We start from the raw sequence: 19,103 nt of genomic DNA, 5'->3' as shown, positions 1-19,103 counted from the left end.
GCACCTGCTCTTACGCACCGCGAGGCCAGCGCGCCGGCGCCCGCGAGCGCAGCACCTCCCGCAGCAAGGCCGGTCCCAACGGCTGCACCCGCGCCCAGCTGCGGCGCGCCGGTGATCAGGCCGGTGGCAATCCCAGGCCCGAAGATGCCGAGACCGAGCAGCGCCAGTGCCGCCAGCACGGCGGACAGGGCCTGGCTGATGGTCGGCTGGGCATCGCCATAGGAGGTTGTGAACTCAGAGAACAGCCCGGAGCCGATGCCGACGATGACGGCGAGAACCATCACCTTGACGCCGGAGGCGACGATGTTGCCGAGCACTTTCTCGGCGAGGAAGGCGGTCTTGCCGAAGAAGGCGAAGGGAATGAGGACGAAGCCGGCGAGCGTCGTCAGCTTGAACTCGATGAGGCTGACGAAGAGCTGCACCGCCAGGATGAAAAAGGCGATCAGGATCAGCAGCCAGGAGATCAGCAGAACGGCGATCTGCACGGCATTGACAAAGAGCGCCACGGGTCCGGTGAGCTGGCTCGCCGCATCGAGCAGCGGTTGGCCCGCGGTGAGCCCCACTTCCGCGAGGCGCCCCGGCCGCAGGAACTCCGCCGTGCTGATAGTGGAGCCGCCGGCCTTGAGGCCGAGCCCAGCGAAGCTCTCGAACACGATCTTGGCGAGTGCGTTGAAGTTGCCGATGATCCAGGCGAAGAAGCCGATAGCGAGGGTCTTGCGCACCAGCCGGCGCATCACGTCCTCGTCCGCGCCCCAGGCCCAGAACAGGCCGGCGAGGGTGATGTCGAGGGCGATCAGGATGGAGGAGAGGCCCGTCACTTCGCCCCTGATCAGGCCGAAGCCGGAATCGATGTAGCTGGTGAAGGTGTTGAGGAAGGTATCGATGACGCCGACATCGTTCATGGCGCAGCTCCCTCCACGGGCTTGCCGAAGAAGCGGCGGCGGTTGGCTTCCCAGAGCGCGGCGCACCGCGGGTCGATGGCATCGGCCATCTCAACCGTGGCGCAGCTCTTGAGATCGGCCGAGGAGACGTCACCTGCCTTCACGCTGATCGCAGTGACCGGCTCCGTCTCCCGGCCGGCAGCCATGGCCAAGGCCGCGATCACCGACCCGACCAGCCCGGCAACGACGAGGGTTCTGAGTGCGGTGCTTTGGTCCATGGCCGCCCCTCAGTTCCCGCGGAACATGGTGACGGCGGAGGGCTGGTAGCTCGACCGGGTGGAGAAGCGCCGGTAGCGCTCCTGGCCCTCCGAGACCGCGGTGGCGCGCTCGGCCTCGGACAGGGCCTGTGCCCGGCCATTGGCAGCGACCACGGCGGTGAGGTCGGAGAGCTGCTGCGCCTGGAGCGCCTGGAGCTGGTTGCCCGCCTGCATGGCCTGCAGGGCGCCGCTCGCCGCCTGGCTCTGGCCGACCAGTGTCGAGGCCTGCGAGCGGCCGATGTCGAGATTGCCGACGACGCCCGCCTGCACCCGCAGCGCATCCTGGAGGCCGGCGACCGTGGTCTCCCAGCGGCTCTTCGCCTGGGTGACAAGGGCGGCATCCGAACTGCTCAGGGAGACCGAGCCATACTGGCCCTGAAACGCCCGGTCGATGGCGGTGACGTCATAGGCGATCTTCTGGGCCTGCCCGAGCAACTGCTGGGTGCGCTGGGCCGACTGCTGGAGCGCGCTGAGGGAAGAGTATGGCAGGCTCGCAAGATTGCGGGCCTGGTTGATCAGCATCTGCGCTTCGTTCTGCAGCGAGGTGATCTGGTTGGTCACCTGCTGGAGGGCGCGGGCCGCCTGAAGGACGTTCTGCGCATAGTTGGAGGGGTCGTAGACCACATATTGTGCCGCGGCCGGCGCGAGCGGACACACAAGGAGCGGCGCGGCGACGAGCGCCGCCCGCAATGAGCCGCGGATCATGTGCGTGTCTCCAGATTGTCGAGGGTGGGAATGAGGTCGGCGGCCCAGCCGAGGCCGCGATGGCGCAGCCAGGCGGCAAGGAAGCCGTCGCGCCCGTACTCGGCAAAAATCTGCGAGAGCGCGGCCTGATCGGTCTTGGACGAGGTGGCACACAAAGCGAGCGCCACCTGCGACAGGCCGAGCTCGAACAGGCGGTTTCCGCGCCGGGACTGGCAGTAATAGTCCCGCTTCGGCGTCGCCCGTGCGAGGATCTCGATCTGCCGGTCGTTGAGGCCAAAGCGCCGGTAGATGGCGGTGATCTGGGGCTCGACGGCCCGCTCGTTGGGGAGCAGCAGGCGGGTCTGGCAGCTCTCGATGATGGCCGGGGCGATGGCCGAGCCGTCGATATCCGAGAGGGACTGAGTGGCGAACACCACGCTGGCGTTCTTCTTGCGCAGGGTCTTGAGCCATTCCCGCAGCTGGCCGGCGAAGCCCGGGTCATCGAGGGCGAGCCAGCCCTCGTCGATGATGAGGAGGGTTGGCGATCCGTCGAGCCGGTCTTCGATGCGGTGGAACAGGTAGGAGAGAATGGCCGGGGCCGCGCTGGTGCCGATCAGCCCCTCGGTCTCGAAGGCCTGGACGGACGCCTGCCCCAGATGCTCGGCCTCGGCATCGAGCAGCCGGCCATGGGCACCGCCGATGCAATAGGGCCGCAGGGCCTGCTTCAGGACATTGGATTGGAGCAGGACGGCGAGACCGGTCAGGGTGCGCTCGTCTACCGGGGCCGAGGCCAGCGAGGTGAGCGCCGACCAGACATGCTCCTTCACCTCCGGCGTAACCGAGAGGCTTTCGCGGGTCAGGATCGTTACGATCCAGTCGGCAGCCCATGTCCGCTCGGGCAGTTCGTCCACACGGGAAAGTGGCTGGAGCGCGATGCTCTCCTCGGCGAGGCTTCCGCCTAGATCGTGCCAGCCGCCACCCATGGCGAGGGCCGCCGCCCGGATGCTGCCGCCGAAATCGAAGGCGAACACCTGCGAGCCGGCATAGCGCCGGAACTGCAAGGCCATGAGCGCCAGCAGCACGGACTTGCCAGTGCCGGTCGGCCCCACCACTAGGGTGTGGCCGACATCCCCGACATGGAGGGAGAAGCGGAACGGGGTCGAGCCTTCCGTCTTGCCGTAGAACAAGGGCGGCGCCGCAAAATGCGCGTCCCGTGCATCGCCCGCCCAGACCGCGGAGAGCGGGATCATGTGTGCGAGGTTGAGGGTGGAGACGGGCGGTTGGCGGACATTGGCATAGACGTGCCCCGGGAGGCTGCCGAGCCAGGCATCCACCGCATTGAGAGTCTCGACCATGACCGTGAAGTCCCGGCCCTGGATCACCTTCTCCACCAGCCGAAGCTTCTCATCCGCGATACGCGGATCGACGTCCCAGACCGTCACCGTGGCGGTGACATAGGCGATGCCGCCAAGGTCGGCGCCGAGCTCCTGCAGGGCGAGGTCGGCGTCCTCCGCCTTGTTGGCGGCATCCGAGTCCACCAGCACCGAGGCCTCGTTGGTCATCACCTCCTTCAGGATGGCGGCGATGGACTTGCGCTTGGCGAACCACTGCCGGCGGATCTTCGTGAGGAGCCGGGTGGCGTCGGTCTTGTCGATGAGGATGGCGCGGTCGACCAGCGATAGGGAAAGGCGAGCCGATTGAGGTCGTCGAGGATCCCCGGCGTCGTCGCCGTGGGAAAACCCACGATGGTGAGGACACGCAAGTGCTCCGTGCCCAACATGGGCTCCAGCCCGCCGGTGAGCGGCTGATCGGCGAGGAGCGCGTCCAAGTACATAGGCGTCTCGGGGACACGGACGCGCTGGCGCCGGGTCGAGACGCAACCGTGGAGATAGGTTAGGGTCTCGGCGTCATCGAGCCATCGGCACTCCGGCATGAAGGCTTCGACCAGCCGGAGTACCCGGTCCGTGCGGTCGACGAAGGCGCTAAGAGCCTCATGCGGATCGACGCCGTCGTGTGCGCGGCCCTCATAGAGCCAGCGCTCCGCCCGCGCCGTATCCTCCGCCGGCGGCAGCCACGCGAAGGTGAGGAAATAGCTCGACTCGAAGTGGCTGCCGGCCTCCGCGAAGCTTGCCTTGCGCTCGGCATCGACCAGCGCCGAGGCGGGATCGGGGAAGATGCTCTCAGGATAGGTCCCCGCCTCATGCCGCTGGGCTTCCACGAACAGTGCCCAGCCGGAGCCGAGGCGGCGGAAGGCGCTGTTAAGGCGGCCAGCCACCGCCACCAGCTCGGCCGGCACAGCGGAATCAAGGTCCGGGCCGCGGAAGCGCGCCGTGCGCTGGAAGCTGCCATCCTTGTTGACGACGATGCCTGGGGCAACGAGGGCCGCCCACGGCAGGTAGTCCGCGAGCCGGCTCCCGCGTCGGCGATACTCGGCGAGGTTCATCATGGTGTGCGCCCTCAGACCGACAAATGGGAGGGGATGCGCAGATGCCGGCGCACCACGTCGACGAAAAGCGGATCGCGCTTGGCGGCCCAGACCGCGGTGAGATGACCAATCGCCCAGAGCGCGAGGCCCACGAGCCAGAGCCTCAGCCCCAGCCCGACGGCGCCGGCGAGCGTGCCGTTGAAGATGGCGAGCGCCCGTGGCGCGCCGCCCAGTAAGATCGGCTCGCTGAGCGCCCGATGCACCGGGACGGAGAAGCCCGGCACATCGCCGGCATTGCCCGCCATCAGACCAGCGCTCCGCCGCTGAAGGAGAAGAAGGACAGGAAGAAGCTGGAGGCAGCGAAGGCGATGGAGAGGCCGAAGACGATCTGGATCAGCCGCCGGAACCCGCCCGAGGTGTCGCCGAAGGCGAGCGCGAGACCGGTCGAGATGATGATGATCACCGCGATGATCTTGGCCACCGGCCCCTGGATGGACTCCAGGATGGACTGTAGCGGCGTCTCCCAGGGCATGGAGGAGCCGGAGGCGTGGGCGGCAGACACCGCGCAGGCGAAGGCGGCGATTGCAGCAGCGATTCGCAGCAAGCGGCGATGGAGGGAAATCGGGATCGGCGTCACGGGGAGGTTCCTTCTTCGGCAGGCGGGGAGGCGGGAGAGACCCGGTAGTCGCCGTCGGGGCCGAGCCCTTCGACGCGGGCGAGCTCGGAGAGCCGGCGCGCGGTGCCGCGACCGGAGAGCACAGCGATGAGGTTGATGGTCTCGGCGATCAGGGCCCGAGGGACTACAACGACAGCTTCCTGGATGAGCTGCTCCAGCCGGCGCAGGGCGCCCATGGCGCTGCCCGCATGGATGGTGCCGATGCCACCGGGATGGCCCGTCCCCCAGGCCTTCAGGAGGTCCAGGGCCTCCGCACCTCGGACCTCACCGATTGGGATGCGGTCGGGCCGCAGCCGGAGCGACGAGCGCACGAGATCGGAGAGCGAGGCGACGCCGTCCTTGGTGCGCAGCGCCACCAGGTTGGGCGCGGCGCACTGGAGCTCGCGCGTGTCTTCGATGAGGATGACACGTTCGGAGGTCTTGGCCACCTCCGCGAGGAGGGCATTGGTGAGGGTGGTCTTGCCGGTGGAGGTTCCGCCGGCCACCAGGATGTTGGCACGGGAAGCGACCCCGTGACGGAGAGCCTCGGCCTGCTGCGCAGATATGGTGCCGGCGGCGACGTAGTCGTTGAGGGTGAACACGGCGACGGCTGGCTTGCGGATCGCAAAGGTCGGGGCGGCCACGACGGGCGGGAGCAGACCTTCAAAGCGCTCTCCCGTCCCGGGGAGCTCGGCAGAGAGCCGCGGGGCACCGACATGCACCTCGGCGCCGATATGGTGCGCGACGAGGCGGATGATGCGCTCGGCGTCGCCGGGGGCCAGCTTCTGGCCTGTGTTGGCGAGACCTTCGGACAAGCGGTCGACCCAGAGCCGCCCGTCCGGGTTGAGCATGACCTCGACGACAGTGGCGTCATCCAGAAGGCGGGAGATCACAGGGCCGAGCGCGGTGCGCAGCATGCGCACCCCGCGTGTCAGGCTCTCCGGATTGTGAGCTGAAGCCGCCATGTCATCCCCGCCGACGCCGGGAACGATGCAGGGGCTTCCCGGACGGGGACGATTAAAGAAGGGGGAATTGGAGGAGATTCAACAACGGAACGCCGGCATCGCAGTCTGGCGTGCGATTACCTAAAATCGGAGTGGCGCGCGTCCTCGGCACTTGACGGCAGCTACCGGAGTGACCTTAGGGGACGTTGGGAAAGTCCGCCTTTAGCGCAGAAGCTGGCGTCTTAGGACCGCCAGATATCAGAATCAGAAGGCTGGCCGCTCGTAGAGCGAAAAGCCTGGCGGCAGCGAGGCTGCTTTCCAGTCCATGGCGATGGCTACGCTGTGTCGGGCGCGGGTGATGGCAACATAGAGCCTTGCCCGGCTCTGCGCGGCCAATGCGGTTTGGGGATCGGCAAGCCACTTCTGCATCGGGCCCGTTGGGAGGATCACGACGTGATCGAACCCGCGCCCTTTAGATTCTCCGAAGTTCATCACCGGCGACGCCGGGTCGACGCCGCTGCTGGTGATCTTGTCGCGGAGCTGCATCGGCCTGACGGTCGCCAGGTACTCGGCATAGTCAGCTCTCCGCAGCAGGAACATGCCCGCGTGCGCAGGCGGCGACTGCCGACACGAGGCACAGTCGCAGGCCTGCGTGGCCGCCAAGGCTGGAAATAGCCGCGAGGAGACCGCGCAGATGACGGCGCTGTTGCGATGCGAACGGTTCAGGCTCGTGTCGTCGATTTCGATCTTTAGCTTTTGAGGGAGCGTCTGCAGGAAGTCGGCGATGCCGCCGTCGGCGTATCTCGCTAGCCGGCGCTCGTTGTGGGTCAGGTAGGTCACCTGTCGGGGATCACCAACCATCAGCAGACGGACACGGCTGCGCGCCAGCGCCTCCAGGATGTCGAGGTCATAGCCGGCGAGGTCCTGGACCTCATCGACGAAAACGTGGGGAAACACCCGGCTGAGCCTGTCAATGACCGCGCCCCCGCTCCTCTCGTTGCAGCGGATCACCAGCTTCGCCAGTTTGTCGGAGTAGACTTGCCTCCGGGGATCGAAATAGTGCCTGGCGATGTCATTGTCGGGCCAGCACACCGCAATGCCCCGGCGATCGACGAAGCGGACTGCGGATTGAGACTGGACCAGGAGCATGCCCCTGACCGGAAAGTCGAACACGCCGCCTTGAAACGGCAATACTCCGTGGGTGATCAGAAGGCTGAACCAGGTCGTGATCACGACGTTCGCCGGGATGCGGCCAGCCAGGTCGAAGAACTTCTGACGAATCTCCGCCTCGTTGGACTCGGTGTAGGTGGTGATCAGAACGCGCTGGTCCCTGATCTTCAGCGCCTGCTCGACGAGATAGGTGGTCTTGCCTGAGCCGGCCGCCGCGATGACGAGCCTGTTCGCGCCGATCACGGCGCGATGGCCTGCAAAATGTAGTCCGGATAGGCGATCACCGAAGTCGCGCTAAAGATCGCAAGCGCGCTCTCGGTCTTGTTCGAACGCATATAAAGGCGAAGGTCGTCCTCGGACTTCGCGTCGGTCTCCAGGATCGTGTTGAGGGTCTCCAGGCTGTTCGCCTTCAGGATCTTTGGCTCTAGGGTGTTGTAGTTGAAGGCCTTGTCCTTGACCTTCAGCGTCCCGGTGTCGACAACAGGGTCGAAGCAGATTCTGATCGAGGCCTCGTCCTTGAAGGCGGCGTATTTCTTGTCGAGTGCTGCAGGATCACCGTCGTTGTCGGTGACGACGGCCACCGGAATCTTCAATTCCTTGGCCAGCTCCAGGAAGCGCAGGAAAGCCGTGCCGACCGAGATGACGTCGATCCCGTCCTGGATGGGAAGGCGTCGGTCGTTCGCGTCCATATAGGCCCGTTGCACCACCAACTCGTCGGAGTCGCCTTCCACCAGGATTGCCTTCTTGGCCAAGGTCAGGCGAAGGGTGTCGTACCCTGCCAGCTTTTTAAAGAAGTCGCTGGCCTCCAGCTCCGAAATCCGGACCACCTTGCCGTCGCGCAGCACGATCAGGTGGTCGAGACCGAGCTTGTTGGCCACGAAGCTGCTGTGGGTCGAGACGATGATCTGCTTTTCGCCGTGCTGCGCGGTCAGGTCCGCGATCAACTCGTTGAGCCGCGCGTGCGACAGGTGGTTTTCCGGCTCCTCCAGCAGGATGGCCGTGGCCTCGGCGCTCTTCTTGGTGCTGAGGGCCAGCTTGGTCTTGATGACGCATTGCTCGCCCTTGCCGATGTACTGGAAGGGGACGAAGTCGATGTAGGTCATCAGGCTGCTCTCCCAGGCGGTCTGGGACGATAGGTCGACCGAGATCGAGACCGACTTCTGGCTGATCTTTGCGGCCTTGGTGATGCGCTCATTGATCAGCTGCAGGTTCTCGTCCTTGACGAAGGCCTCCTTCAGCTTCCGGTGTGCCTGTGAAATCGAGGCGCGCTCGGTCTCCTCCAGCACATCGCGGATGATCCGCGACACATAAACGTCGGACCCGTTTTGCAGCCGGGTGCTCGATGAATCGATCAGGGCGGACTTGATCGGGATGTTGCGCGCGGTAATCCCCTTCCGCGCAAACGACCGCATAGTGGCGGTGTAGTATTCGACCGGGATCGAGGTCAGCTCGCCCGCCGCCACCAGCGCTTCGTAGGGGCCCTTGTAGTTTTCCTCGTCGAACTCCACGCGGTAGACTACGCCACTGGCCGTGATGTTCTCCGAGTTGCCGTTGCCTTCCAGCTCCGCCAGTTCGCTCGTGTCCCCTGAGAAGAACAGCTCGATGGTGATCGCCGGCGGCGGCAGGGGTGAGCCGGTCCGGAGGCTCTCGACGTATTTCTGCTGGGCCGCCAGATTGAAGAGGTAGCTAGTCAGGTCATTCTTGAGCAGGCGGCCGTGAAGCATCCCGGTCAGTGCCATGTGGATGGCCTCCAAGATGGTGGTCTTGCCGGACTCGTTGCCGCCGACGATCACGTTCAGGGCGTCGTTGAGCTGGAGAGAAAACGTCTCCTCATAGCACTTGAAGTTGGTGATTTTTACCTTGGCGATCTTCATGCGCGCCCTCGATGCTCAGTTCGTGAAACGCTGCACCCGCGATTCGTAATATACGTGAGGCTACCACAACACCGGCCAATCCGCCGTGGTGTTCAACCCATCATGGCGGGATGAGCCCGTCTGGGCCAGCAAGGAGGGGGGCGATGGCCGCGAACGAAGAACGACCTAACCGCGTCTATAAGTACCGCGCCTTCAGCCACCACACCTTGGACATGCTGGTCGAAGATCGGCTCTATTTCGCCGACCCGAGCACCTTCAACGACCCGCTCGACACCAAACCCACGCTGGATCCGGACATCGACAATGAAGCCCTCGAACGAGTCCTCGAACTCCTGTTGGTCCAGAGGGTCGAGGCGGAGCTGAAGGCCGCGGCCAAGACCATCCGTTACAGGGGGCCAAAGACCCTCGCGCACATCTCGCGTCAGAGCCAATCGGCGTTCAGGCGCCGCGTGGAGGATCTTCGCTACCACGCCACAAACCCCGAGATTACCGCCGACGACCCGCTGCAGCTCTTGTTGGCCGCGGAGGTCGAGGCCGAGCTTCTCCGGCGCTACAACAAGGGGATTGTAGCCTTGGGCACGCGCGCCGACTGCCCGCTGATGTGGAGCCACTACGGCGATCAGCACAATGGCATCTGCATCGGCTATTCGATCCCGGACGACGCCGAGGTGCACAGGGTCCAATACGATGCCGAACCGCTAGTGAAGGCGAGCCTGGTCGAGTCCATGCTGGACGGGGCGGCAGGTGCCCAGGCTCAAGTCGACGAAGCGGTACTGCTGCGGAAGGCGTCTGACTGGAAATACGAGAACGAGTGGCGGCTGATCGGTGACCGAGGGGTCCAGGACAATCCGTTAGAACTCAGCGAGGTGGTGTTCGGGCTCAGATGCCCTAACGCGGTACAGTTCACCGTCTATCGGGCCCTGGAGAAGCGCCAGCAGGGGTTAAAGTTCTCCAAGATTTATCGCAGGTCTGGCACGTTCGACCTTGTCAAGACGTCGTTGGATACAGATGAGCTGTGCGTGTCATTGCCGAGGCGATCACGCGATGTCCTGGATTGGCTTTCGGACCTGGACGTCGAGGAGCCGAAGCATGGGGTCTCTCCGGCACGTTAAGACACGCCGTTGAATGTCGCCTCACCGTCGCCGAGCCAATGGCCGCTCCTGGCGGATAGTGTTGAAAACTCTGATCAGCGTTTGGGGGCGCAATATTCGAACCTGATGGCCGGCCTGCGCGTAACGAATATTTTGCGAATTGAGATCAGATTGAATTTTTGTTTCTTAAGGTCCTCCTCCAAGTAAACGTTCTGGACTTTTTCAACACTATCGGCGCGATCCAGCAGGATCTGGCGTCGGGCGTTCTCGTTCTATCGGGCACGCATCAAACGAAGCGCGCCTTCACATAGTCGGTTACAGCGTTGCCGGATAGCTCAGTGGTTGCGTTGGCTCCTCGGACGAAGAAACGATGAGTGTTGCCGTCCTTCACGAAGCCGCTTTCGGCCCCTTCTCGCACTGGACAATCATGACGCGCCCTCCATCCTGGTCATCGAAATGAGGGTGGACATAAGGAAGGAAAATCTCGCCGAGACGATCTCGGATCAGGTTTACCAAGTGTAGGGCCATTTTGTCGTCGTTCGGAAAATTATCCGCCGAAAGGCCGAGAACTTTACCGCCATCCGCAACACCGATTACAAGCGAGCCACCCTTAGCGTTCAGGAAGCCCGCAATCGTCTTAAGTGCGGCGAGATGCATTTTCTCGTCAACCTGGCCCGTGTGGAGGTTCGTCCGCAGCGTCGATTTAAACTCGACCGAATCACTCTCACCGGAAGCAATCAACTCCTCGACCGATACTTTGGCGGCGGGAACAGGCTTTGCATCTCCGCATAGGGTCCGATAAGCGTCGCGGACCAATCGCGCCATTAGCACCCGCCGCTCTCGCAGGAAATCTTCGAACCGCATCTCCCACCAATTCAATGGCAAAGCATGCCAACGCATCATATCGTCCCTTTCTTGGGGAGATAGCTTGCTATGTAACTCGGGAGCGTAGTCGGAGGGTGCCTGATCACTAATCTTAAGGTTGGCGGGCCATTCAACCAGCGCGAAGTTGGCGATCTGGTTTACTTGCCTGAGGTCCTTGATGCCAAGCTTTTCAAGATAGCCCCTGGGGAAGAGGTGATGCTGCTCAAAGGTTGATTTAGTCCCCTTCACTGCCGGATCGACCATGTCGGCAATCTTGAGCGGACTGTAGAGCGCCCGAGCTCCTAGTAGGATCAGTGACGCCTGATAGGCGAAGCGCGATGGGCTGCGTGCTGCCGACGTGGCGAGATCATTGGGAAGCGTGATTTCCCAATAATCGTTCGTAAGTCTGGTCGCGCAAATCTCGTGTAGGCGCGTAAGATAGGCCTCACCTTGGGACAGTCCGCGTAGTTGGGCTAGATCGAAGTCGAACGTCGTCTCTGGGCTGCTAGTGTAGCGACCCGTCAGCGACGCCATGAAGAAAACTCCGCAATTGCCTGGCGCAATTGCTGCTGGTCGATCCGATGGTCGACGAGGCCGATGAGATAGAGGACGTATGAATAAATGATCGCCGTCTCGGACGAAATCATGCCCTCGTAACGATATCCGGCCAGCGTAAGTGCACTTAGAAAATGGTGCCAGTTGGCAAGGTTCAGCGACTTCGCCTGCGCTGCGGTCAATTGGGCGAACTGAGCATCGCGTTTGGCCTCATCGATCTCACCTGTCGCTGCATCCCGCCCTCGCAACGCGCTGTAGACATTCTGGAGCCGGGCACGCTTCAGGCCCAAGCCAATCGTAACCCTGAGTAGTTGATCGGGCGACGGTTTCAGGAAATTATTGTAGCCTGTGGGTTCGCCCTGTCCCGATGCCGCAGCCATTTGCGCGAAATTTTCCAGCTCTTGGCGGCCCTTATCCCAAAAGACTGACATCAATGTCATGATAAAGTCAGACTGATTAAGTTTCTTTCCCTCGCCGTTTATCCGGACAAATATCTCTGCAACCATTTCGGCATCTACGCTTGCGTTCAGCGTCAAAGCCGTGAATGAGTATCCGGGTAAGTTCTTTAGTCGCTCGATGGCCGACATAATCCGCTCAATCTCGCCATGAGTGAGTTCCCTGACTGCAGATAGTTCGTCCACGAATGTCTTCGCGAAGCTAAATAGGCTGAATCCCTTGCTCCACAAAACAGTGATGTCAGGTATGTACGCCTTGTCCTTAACGATCGAGGCGTCCGTCACGTCGAAGCGCTCTTGTAGCGGGTTGAACGCGATCTTGATGCGCTCCTTCTTGAAGCTGGCCCGCAGCACTTCTCGGCCTTTAAGCACGGCGAACAATGATGTAAGCCGCTGTTGCCCATCGACAATCGCAACGGTGGGAGGCTTTTGGTGGTCTTTCGTTCCTATGGTCCGCGTTGCACTGTCGGCACCAGTCTCCCAAAAGAGGAGGTAGCCTGCAGGGTAGCCCCTATAAAGCGAGTCGAAGAGGTTTCGGACGTTCTTGTTTGGCCAAACGAAGGGGCGCTGGATGTCTGGAAGCCCGATTTTGCCTTGCTCAATGTCCTCGACCAACGAGGACAACGGGTACGCTGTGGTCCGAAAAACTTCCACTGTCACCCCCATGCTTTTCCCTACTGCTAAGAGGTGTGATGCGCTGAGGTCAATAGGCTGGGACCACTGAGGTCCGGGATAGCGGGCCGACCTATCAGTGTCTTTCCGGAGCATATTGCACGAGACAGAGGGAGTGCCGTCGGCCATTCGGAGCGCGTTGCGGGACAATGCGGTCGCCAATCTCGGTCGATTCTCGAAATCGGCTGCCTCAATCTTTCGATCGCAGTCGACCGACCAAGTGGTGGCTCCAACGGCCTTCCGCGGGTCTCACAGGAGGGCACGTGTGCTATATAGGGCGTCGTCGAACGTCCGGTCTTTGCCCAGGCGGCAACGTCCGGAGTTGGCGCCCAAGGGGCTCCGCTTTCGGAGCGGAGCCCCTTCATCCGCGACTTCGTCAGAGCGCCCGCTTGATCTCGGTGTAGCTTCCGCTGGTGCGCAGGGTCACGGTCACATCCGTAGTGCCGCGGTTGCGCCAGAACCAGCCGTGGTTGCCGTCGAAAGCCGCTTCCAGCACGCCCTCCGCACCCGGCACGCCGCGGCCCTTCTGGTAGCTCGTCTCCTGCACGCCGCCGTCGCCATGGAGGTCGTAGTTCACGACGCCCCCAGTGACGGTCCAGGAAAAGTTCACCTTTGCACCCTGCGCCATCACCATCTTCACCTCGGCACCTTCGCCGGGCTTCAGCGTGATGGACATTTCGTCGCTCCGGCGTGCCGGCGTGGTCTCGGCCGCCGCAGGGCCGATCAGGAGTTCGGCAAAGATCCGGTCGAGGAGGCCGGAGCGCCGGTCCGGGGTGGGAGCGGCAACGGGAGCCGCCCCCTGCTGGCCCGCCGCGCGGTCCTTCTGCGCCTCTTCGGCAAGCTGAGCCTTGATCTCGCCCATCTCGGCGAGCCCCAGCATGCGGCCGATGCCGGTCGGGTCGATGGCGTATTCCGCCGGCAGCACGATGGTGACGAGGATCGCCGCCGCGGCAAAGATCGCGATGACGGTCGAGCGCAGGAGCTGGGCGGAGGTCGGCAGCTCGGCGCGGGTCGGGATGTCGGTGTTGTACATGGTTGGTCCTTTCGGGAAGCTCAGGAAACGAACCAGCCGGTGAGCTGATAGCCGATCAGCACGAACCCGGCGGTCATCATGACGACGTTGGCGGTGTAGGCGTGGCGGAAGAAGCTGGGCGTCCTGCGCCAGAAGCCCATGACGATCAGGATGGCGGCGAGCGCCAGGAGCTGGCCGATCTCCACGCCGACATTGAAGGCGAGGAGGTTCGGCAAGAGGCCATCGGGCGAGATGTTGTAGTCGATGATCTTCGTCGACAGGCCGAAGCCGTGGAAGAAGCCGAAGATCAGGGTCGCAATCTTGGTGTTGGGCTGGAAGCCGAACCACCTCTGGTAGGCGCCCATATTGTCGAGCGCCTTGTAGACCACCGACATGCCGATGATGGCATCGATGATGTAGCTGTTGATGCCGACGTTGAAATAGACACCGAGCAGCATGGTGGTGGAGTGCCCGAGGGCGAACAGGCTCACATAGATGCCGATGTGCTTCATCCTGTAGAGGAAGAAGATTACACCGAGCAGGAACAGGATATGGTCGTATCCCGTCACCATGTGCTTGGCGCCGAGATAGATGAAGGGGAGGATGTTGGTGCCCGTGATTTCCTGGATATAGCCCTTGTCGCCCTCGGCGACGGCGTGCGCGAAGGCCGCGCCGGCGAGGAGCGGAAAGGCCAGGAAAGAGGCAAAGAAGGAAAGGGCAAACCGCCGACGCGCGCATGTGCGCGGCGGGCCCTGATGAACAGGTCCGTGCATGAGTGTTCCAATCTTCGTAGATGAGGGAGGCCGCCTGCGCGGCCGCGATCATGCGAGGAAGATGGAGCGCGGAGGGCGTTCGTGCCGGAACGAGGTGCCGAGATCGGCGAAGACCGGTGGATGCGCGTGCCAGTCACTGCCCGCGGGGACCATGGGCGCTGTCATCAGCGACAGCGTGCCAGGCGTCTCGTGCGAATGGTCGGCCGGGTTATGGCCATGGGAATGGCTAGGGCTTTTTTCGCCCTCCGATCCATCGTCATGGACATGGCCGTGGTCCGCGATCTGAACCGCCAGCTCGGCATGCCGCGCAGCCTCGGCGGCCGCCAGCGCGATTGGGTCGTGGGAGGCAGAGCGGCCGACGGACGACAGCAACAGGCCGAGCGCCATCGCGAACGCGATGACGAGGCGAAAAGCTGAGCTGCGGGTCCAATTCAGCATGTCCTGGGACTATCCCTGAAAATCCTAACAAAAGGTTGTCGAACAGAGCCGCTGCCCAACCGTCTTGTGATATCCCCTCCAGGGGGATAGTATCAAGCCATGACCCAGCAGGCCCATCTCCACGAAACCCATCCGGACATCGTCAAGCGGCTGAAGCGCGCCGACGGCCACCTGAAGGGCATCATCGAGATGATCGAGACGGGCCGCCCTTGCCTCGACATCGCCCAGCAGCTCCACGCTGTGGAGAAGGCCATCGCCCAGGCCAAGAAGACCCTGATCCAGGACCATCTCGACCATTGCCTTGAGGACGTGGTGGGCCCACTCGGACGGGAGCAGCGCCGCTCCATCGACGAGTTCAAGGAAATCACCAAATACCTGTGAGAGCCGCATGCCCTCCTTCGCCGACCTGATCCAGCAGGGCTCCGCCCATGCCTGGCTGTTCATCCCGAGCGCGATCCTGCTCGGTGCGCTGCACGGGCTGGAGCCGGGCCATTCCAAGACCATGATGGCGGCCTTCATTGTCGCCATTCGTGGCACCGTGGCGCAGGCTGTGCTGCTCGGGCTCGCGGCAACGGTGTCCCATACCCTCGTGGTCTGGGGCATCGCGCTCGGCGGGATGTATCTGTGGCAAGGCGTCGACGCCGGAGCTTTCGAGCCGTATTTCCAGCTTGCCTCGGCGGCCATCATCATCGCCATCGCCGTGTGGATGCTGTGGCGGACCTTCTCGGAGCAGCGGCGCGCGCAGGCCGCCGCCGGCGATCATGAGCACGGCCATCATCACGGGCGCGCCCACCATGCCCATGGGGAGGACGTCCGCCGCATCGATACTGGCCATGGGGTGATCGCCGTCGAGGTGTTCGAGGATGGCGTTCCGCCGCGCTGGCGCATCCGCACCGAGAGCGGCCACGCCTGGGCGGCCGATGAGGTGACGGTCGCCACCGAGCGGCCCGACGGGACGCGGCAGGCCTTCACCTTCGCCGACCGCGGCTCCTATCTCGAATCCCTCCAGGAGATTCCCGAGCCGCACGAATTCATGGCGCGGGTCAGCCTCGGCCATGGCGGCCACACCCACGACTACGACCTCTCCTTCGTCGAGGGCGAGGGTCACGACCATATGCATGAGGAGCTGGAGGGCCTCGATGTCGCCACCGGCGGCTACCAGGATGCCCACGAGCTAGCGCACGCCAACGACATCCGCCGGCGGTTCGCGGACCGCAACGTCACCACCTGGCAGATCGTCATGTTCGGCCTGACAGGCGGGCTCATTCCCTGCCCGGCGGCCATCACGGTGCTGCTGCTGTGCTTGCAGCTGAAGGCTTTCACCCTCGGCTTCGCTTTGGTGCTGTGCTTCTCCATCGGGCTTGCGCTGACCCTCGTCACGGTGGGTGCGGCGGCGGCGCTCAGCGTCCGCCATGCGGCGAAGCGCTTCTCCTGGTTCGGCGCGTTCGCACGGAAGGCGCCCTACTTCTCCGGTGTCCTGATCGTCGCCGTCGGCCTCTATGTGGGCTGGCACGGCTGGACGGGACTCTCCGCCCATGCGGCGCCTGCCTCGACGACAATTCGGACCAATGGTTGAGCGAGGTGCGACATGAGCGCCGTGGAAGTCGCCGAAGGTTTCTCCCCTGACCCCGTGGAGCCAGGCATTTTGAGCTTGATGACGCGGGAGCGTTGGATCGAGGTCGGGCGGATCGTGCTGACTGGCTTCATCGCGCTTCTGTACTGGCAGAAGCTCGTTCCGCTTTATGTGCTCTGGGCGGCGGTTGCCGTCGGTCTCTACCCCCTCGTCAAAACCGGCCTGACCGACCTCTTCACCGAACGCAAGATCGGCACCGAGATCTTCGTGACCATCGCGACGCTGGTGGCCGTGTTTGGTGGGGAAACGGTGGCGGGCGCGGTCCTCATGGTGATCATCCTGATCGCCGAGTTCATCGCCGAGCTCAACACGGACCGGGCGCGGGCCTCCATCAAGTCGCTCATCGGCTCGGTACCGCAGACCGCCCTGGTGCGTGATGATCGCGGCGAACACACGGTGCCCATCGCACAGGTGAAGCCCGGCGAGGTCGTCCTGGTCCGCACCGGAGAAAAAATCCCGGTGGACGGTATGGTCGTCGGTGGCAGCGCCGCGGTCAACCAGGCGCCCATCACGGGCGAGAGCGTGCCTCAGGACAAGGCGGAGGGCGCGCAGGTCTTCGCCGGCACCATCGTCGAATCCGGCGCGATCGACGTCCGCACCGACAAGGTGGGTGGCGACACCATCTTCTCGCGGATCATCGCCTTGGTGGAGGACGCCGAATCCGAACGAGCGCCGGTCCAGAAGCTGGCGGACCGGGTCGCGGGCTGGCTGATCCCGGTGGTGCTCGTCTTCCTCATCGGCGTGTTCCTGGTCACGCGCGATGTCTCGAAGGTCGTCACTCTCCTGATCTTCACCTCGCCGGCGGAGCTCGGCCTGGCAACGCCGCTGGTCATGATCGCCGCGATCGCGCGCGCCGCGCGCAGCGGCATCCTGATCAAGGGCGGCCTCCATCTGGAGCTGCTCGCCAAGGCCGACGCCATGGTCTTCGACAAGACCGGGACGCTGACGGCGAACAAGCCCGAGGTGGTGAAGGTCCAGCCGTTCGATGTGGCCATCTCCGAGGCTGATCTCCTGCGGCTGGCGGCAGCGGCGGACCGGCGCTCGGCTCATCCGCTTGCCAAGGCGGTGGTGGAGGGCGCGGCGCGCCGGAACATAGAGGTTCCCGAGCCGGACGGCTTCGAGCAGCTGCAGGCGCGCGGCGTCAAGGCGACGGTGGAAGGCAAGCGGGTGCTGGTGGGCAATCCGGCCCTGCTGCGCGAGGCGGGCGTTTCCATCGACCGGGCCGTAGAGGATGCCGCCAGCACACCGGTCTACGTGTCGGTAGACGGCAGGGTCGCGGGGGTGATCTTCATCGCCGACACCGTGCGCCCCGGCGCGCGCGCGGCGCTGGCCGCGCTCAAGCAAGGCGGGGTGAAGCGCATCGTCATGCTGACCGGCGACAACGTCGCCACGGCGCGGGCCATCGCTTCGGATATCGGCGTCGACGAGGTCAAGGCCGACCTCATGCCGGAAGACAAGGTCACGGCCATCGCCGGATTGCAGAAGCAGGGCTACAAGGTCGCCATGGTCGGCGACGGCGTCAACGACGCCCCGGCACTCGCCCGGGCCGAGGTGGGCATCGCCATGGGCGGAGGGGGCACCCAGGCGGCACTCGAGGCCGCCGACATCGCGCTGATGACGGATGACCTTGGCAAGATCGTCGCGGCACGCAGCATCGCCCGGCGCGCCTACCGGACTATCCAGGAGAATCTCTGGGTGGGCGTCGGCGTGGTTCACCTGCTCGGCATCACGGCCGCGCTGATGGGCTGGATCGGCCCCATCCAGGCGGCGTTTCTGCATCTCGGACCCGATGTCCTGGTGTTCTTGAACTCGGTGAAGCTGCTCCGGGTAAAGATCCCGGGGGCCTGAGCCGGGAGGTTCTCCCTTTCACCGGTACAACACCTCAGACCGAGCGGGGCCGTCACGAGACAGCCATCGGCAGTTGGCAAGACTCCTTCTGATGGGAACACTTCTCGATCTGCAGCGCTGGCTCTATGGCGGCGCCCTGGACGCGCTGAACGCTCTGCGCACGGTGGGCGTCGGCGGACTGCCGGCGCTCATCGGCGCCGCCTTCGGCTTCGGCATGCTGCATGCTCTCCTGCCGGGCCATGGCAAGGCCGTGCTCGCCTCCCATTATGCCGGAGATGGACGCTTCCTAGGAGCGCTCGGCGCCAGCACGGTTCTCATTCTCACCCATGTGGGCTCCGCCGTCCTTCTCGTGCTTGGCGGCTTCGCCGTCCTGCGCAACACCATCGGCGGCGCCGGCCGCGCGCCCCTGCTGGAGCAGGCGAGCCAGATGCTGATCGTACTGGTGGGCGCATGGCTGCTTTGGCGCGCCGTGCGACCGCACTCGCATGATCACGACCGGTCCGGCCCTGCACTGGCCTTCGTCACCGGGCTCGTGCCGTGCCCGCTCACCACTTTCATCATGACCTATGCGCTGGCCCATGGTGCGCTGGTGTCGGGGCTCGTCCTGTCCGGCACTTTCGCCGCCGGCATGGTCGTCACGGTGGCGTCGTTCCCGCTGCTGGCTGTGCTGTTGCGCACCCGGCTCCTTCCGCTGTTGGCGCGTACCGAAGTGCTGCGGGCGCGGACCGGGCACGTCCTCGAGGTGGTCGCGGCCCTGGCGGTAATCCTGCTCGGCCTTTGGCCGCTCATCCGCTAAGCCGGTCGAGGCCGGG

Annotated in this window: 18 protein-coding genes and 1 pseudogene; 5 read left to right on the top strand and 14 right to left on the bottom strand. The window is 64.1% G+C overall.

The genetic code is table 11. The features are described 5' to 3' along the window. The 9 genes and pseudogenes from trbL to AC2W7M_RS01770 all read right to left on the bottom strand — a co-directional run. Positions 1-902, bottom strand: a 902-nt coding sequence (trbL, locus tag AC2W7M_RS01810; protein WP_486129586.1) for a P-type conjugative transfer protein TrbL, incomplete at its 3' end; no start/stop codon positions are given. After that, the gene (gene trbK-alt / locus AC2W7M_RS01805; protein ID WP_486129585.1) at positions 899-1,159 is read right to left on the bottom strand and encodes a putative entry exclusion protein TrbK-alt; all 261 of its coding nucleotides are present in this window, start codon (positions 1,157-1,159) and stop codon (positions 899-901) included. The genes trbK-alt and trbL, both read right to left, overlap by 4 nt. Positions 1,160-1,168: 9 nt before the next feature. After that, on the bottom strand, positions 1,169-1,903 hold the full coding sequence (gene trbJ / locus AC2W7M_RS01800) for a P-type conjugative transfer protein TrbJ (RefSeq protein ID WP_486129583.1): 735 nt from the start codon (positions 1,901-1,903) through the stop codon (positions 1,169-1,171). Further along, positions 1,900-4,328: pseudogene (trbE, locus tag AC2W7M_RS01795) on the bottom strand (conjugal transfer protein TrbE). The gene trbJ and the pseudogene trbE overlap by 4 nt, the downstream one beginning before the upstream one ends. Before the next feature lie 11 nt (positions 4,329-4,339). Then, a complete protein-coding gene (locus AC2W7M_RS01790) occupies positions 4,340-4,612 on the bottom strand; it encodes a VirB3 family type IV secretion system protein (protein ID WP_486129581.1) in 273 nt (90 codons plus the stop codon). After that, a complete protein-coding gene (locus AC2W7M_RS01785; protein ID WP_486129590.1) occupies positions 4,612-4,911 on the bottom strand; it encodes a TrbC/VirB2 family type IV secretion system protein in 300 nt (99 codons plus the stop codon). Before AC2W7M_RS01785 ends, AC2W7M_RS01790 begins: the two co-directional genes overlap by 1 nt. Before the next feature lie 29 nt (positions 4,912-4,940). Next, positions 4,941-5,927, bottom strand: coding sequence for a P-type conjugative transfer ATPase TrbB (gene trbB / locus AC2W7M_RS01780; RefSeq protein ID WP_486129579.1), 987 nt, complete (start codon positions 5,925-5,927; stop codon positions 4,941-4,943). A gap of 243 nt (positions 5,928-6,170) precedes the next feature. After that, positions 6,171-7,319 (bottom strand): UvrD-helicase domain-containing protein, encoded by a 1,149-nt coding sequence (locus tag AC2W7M_RS01775; RefSeq protein WP_486129577.1) that lies wholly within the window; start codon positions 7,317-7,319, stop codon positions 6,171-6,173. Then, positions 7,316-8,950, bottom strand: coding sequence for an ATP-dependent nuclease (locus tag AC2W7M_RS01770; protein WP_486129576.1), 1,635 nt, complete (start codon positions 8,948-8,950; stop codon positions 7,316-7,318). Before AC2W7M_RS01770 ends, AC2W7M_RS01775 begins: the two co-directional genes overlap by 4 nt. Positions 8,951-9,093: 143 nt before the next feature. Here AC2W7M_RS01770 and AC2W7M_RS01765 point away from each other — a divergent pair, with 143 nt between their 5' ends. Beyond that, positions 9,094-10,062, top strand: coding sequence for a DUF2971 domain-containing protein (locus AC2W7M_RS01765; protein ID WP_486129574.1), 969 nt, complete (start codon positions 9,094-9,096; stop codon positions 10,060-10,062). A gap of 366 nt (positions 10,063-10,428) precedes the next feature. On the opposite strand, the gene AC2W7M_RS01760 is transcribed toward AC2W7M_RS01765, so the two are convergent. The 5 genes from AC2W7M_RS01760 to AC2W7M_RS01740 form a co-directional block, all read right to left on the bottom strand. Continuing rightward, entirely contained in the window at positions 10,429-11,439 is a 1,011-nt protein-coding gene (locus tag AC2W7M_RS01760) for an AlbA family DNA-binding domain-containing protein (RefSeq protein ID WP_486129572.1), read from the bottom strand. After that, on the bottom strand, positions 11,427-12,581 hold the full coding sequence (locus AC2W7M_RS01755) for a DUF262 domain-containing protein (protein WP_486129570.1): 1,155 nt from the start codon (positions 12,579-12,581) through the stop codon (positions 11,427-11,429). Before AC2W7M_RS01755 ends, AC2W7M_RS01760 begins: the two co-directional genes overlap by 13 nt. A 382-nt stretch (positions 12,582-12,963) precedes the next feature. Then, a complete protein-coding gene (locus AC2W7M_RS01750; RefSeq protein ID WP_486129568.1) occupies positions 12,964-13,620 on the bottom strand; it encodes a transmembrane anchor protein in 657 nt (218 codons plus the stop codon). A 20-nt stretch (positions 13,621-13,640) separates the two neighbouring features. Beyond that, positions 13,641-14,372, bottom strand: a complete 732-nt coding sequence (locus tag AC2W7M_RS01745; RefSeq protein ID WP_486129566.1) for a HupE/UreJ family protein — start codon at positions 14,370-14,372, stop codon at positions 13,641-13,643. Positions 14,373-14,420: 48 nt separating this feature from the next. After that, positions 14,421-14,810 carry a hypothetical protein gene (locus AC2W7M_RS01740; protein WP_486129564.1) on the bottom strand — a complete coding sequence of 130 codons (390 nt, stop codon included), beginning with the start codon at positions 14,808-14,810 and terminating at the stop codon, positions 14,421-14,423. A 99-nt stretch (positions 14,811-14,909) separates the two neighbouring features. Between AC2W7M_RS01740 and AC2W7M_RS01735 the strand changes: the two genes are divergently transcribed. The 4 genes from AC2W7M_RS01735 (at position 14,910) to AC2W7M_RS01720 (ending at position 19,087) form a co-directional block, all read left to right on the top strand. Next, on the top strand, positions 14,910-15,191 hold the full coding sequence (locus AC2W7M_RS01735; protein ID WP_486129562.1) for a metal-sensing transcriptional repressor: 282 nt from the start codon (positions 14,910-14,912) through the stop codon (positions 15,189-15,191). 7 nt (positions 15,192-15,198) lie between these two features. Beyond that, on the top strand, positions 15,199-16,386 hold the full coding sequence (locus AC2W7M_RS01730) for a nickel/cobalt efflux transporter (RefSeq protein WP_486129560.1): 1,188 nt from the start codon (positions 15,199-15,201) through the stop codon (positions 16,384-16,386). 12 nt (positions 16,387-16,398) lie between these two features. Continuing rightward, the gene (locus AC2W7M_RS01725) at positions 16,399-18,291 is read left to right on the top strand and encodes a heavy metal translocating P-type ATPase (RefSeq protein ID WP_486129558.1); all 1,893 of its coding nucleotides are present in this window, start codon (positions 16,399-16,401) and stop codon (positions 18,289-18,291) included. A gap of 91 nt (positions 18,292-18,382) precedes the next feature. Further along, complete coding sequence (locus tag AC2W7M_RS01720; RefSeq protein WP_486129557.1) at positions 18,383-19,087, top strand: HoxN/HupN/NixA family nickel/cobalt transporter; 705 nt, start codon at positions 18,383-18,385, stop codon at positions 19,085-19,087. Positions 19,088-19,103: the final 16 nt, after the last annotated feature.

It is taken from the genome of Xanthobacter sp. BG11Y11_SDJG, from assembly GCF_057364445.1.
This window is presented reverse-complemented; position numbering and strand designations above follow the sequence as displayed.

Bases quoted from the DNA above. Each gene is read 5' to 3' on its own strand.
- trbK-alt (WP_486129585.1), bottom strand. From the start codon at position 1,159: ATGGACCAAAGCACCGCACTCAGAACCCTCGTCGTTGCCGGGCTGGTC.
- trbJ (WP_486129583.1), bottom strand. From the start codon at position 1,903: ATGATCCGCGGCTCATTGCGGGCGGCGCTCGTCGCCGCGCCGCTCCTT.
- AC2W7M_RS01790 (WP_486129581.1), bottom strand. From the start codon at position 4,612: ATGGCGGGCAATGCCGGCGATGTGCCGGGCTTCTCCGTCCCGGTGCAT.
- trbB (WP_486129579.1), bottom strand. From the start codon at position 5,927: ATGGCGGCTTCAGCTCACAATCCGGAGAGCCTGACACGCGGGGTGCGC.
- AC2W7M_RS01770 (WP_486129576.1), bottom strand. From the start codon at position 8,950: ATGAAGATCGCCAAGGTAAAAATCACCAACTTCAAGTGCTATGAGGAG.
- AC2W7M_RS01765 (WP_486129574.1), top strand. From the start codon at position 9,094: ATGGCCGCGAACGAAGAACGACCTAACCGCGTCTATAAGTACCGCGCC.
- AC2W7M_RS01760 (WP_486129572.1), bottom strand. From the start codon at position 11,439: ATGGCGTCGCTGACGGGTCGCTACACTAGCAGCCCAGAGACGACGTTC.
- AC2W7M_RS01755 (WP_486129570.1), bottom strand. From the start codon at position 12,581: ATGGGGGTGACAGTGGAAGTTTTTCGGACCACAGCGTACCCGTTGTCC.
- AC2W7M_RS01750 (WP_486129568.1), bottom strand. From the start codon at position 13,620: ATGTACAACACCGACATCCCGACCCGCGCCGAGCTGCCGACCTCCGCC.
- AC2W7M_RS01745 (WP_486129566.1), bottom strand. From the start codon at position 14,372: ATGCACGGACCTGTTCATCAGGGCCCGCCGCGCACATGCGCGCGTCGG.
- AC2W7M_RS01740 (WP_486129564.1), bottom strand. From the start codon at position 14,810: ATGCTGAATTGGACCCGCAGCTCAGCTTTTCGCCTCGTCATCGCGTTC.
- AC2W7M_RS01735 (WP_486129562.1), top strand. From the start codon at position 14,910: ATGACCCAGCAGGCCCATCTCCACGAAACCCATCCGGACATCGTCAAG.
- AC2W7M_RS01730 (WP_486129560.1), top strand. From the start codon at position 15,199: ATGCCCTCCTTCGCCGACCTGATCCAGCAGGGCTCCGCCCATGCCTGG.
- AC2W7M_RS01725 (WP_486129558.1), top strand. From the start codon at position 16,399: ATGAGCGCCGTGGAAGTCGCCGAAGGTTTCTCCCCTGACCCCGTGGAG.
- AC2W7M_RS01720 (WP_486129557.1), top strand. From the start codon at position 18,383: ATGGGAACACTTCTCGATCTGCAGCGCTGGCTCTATGGCGGCGCCCTG.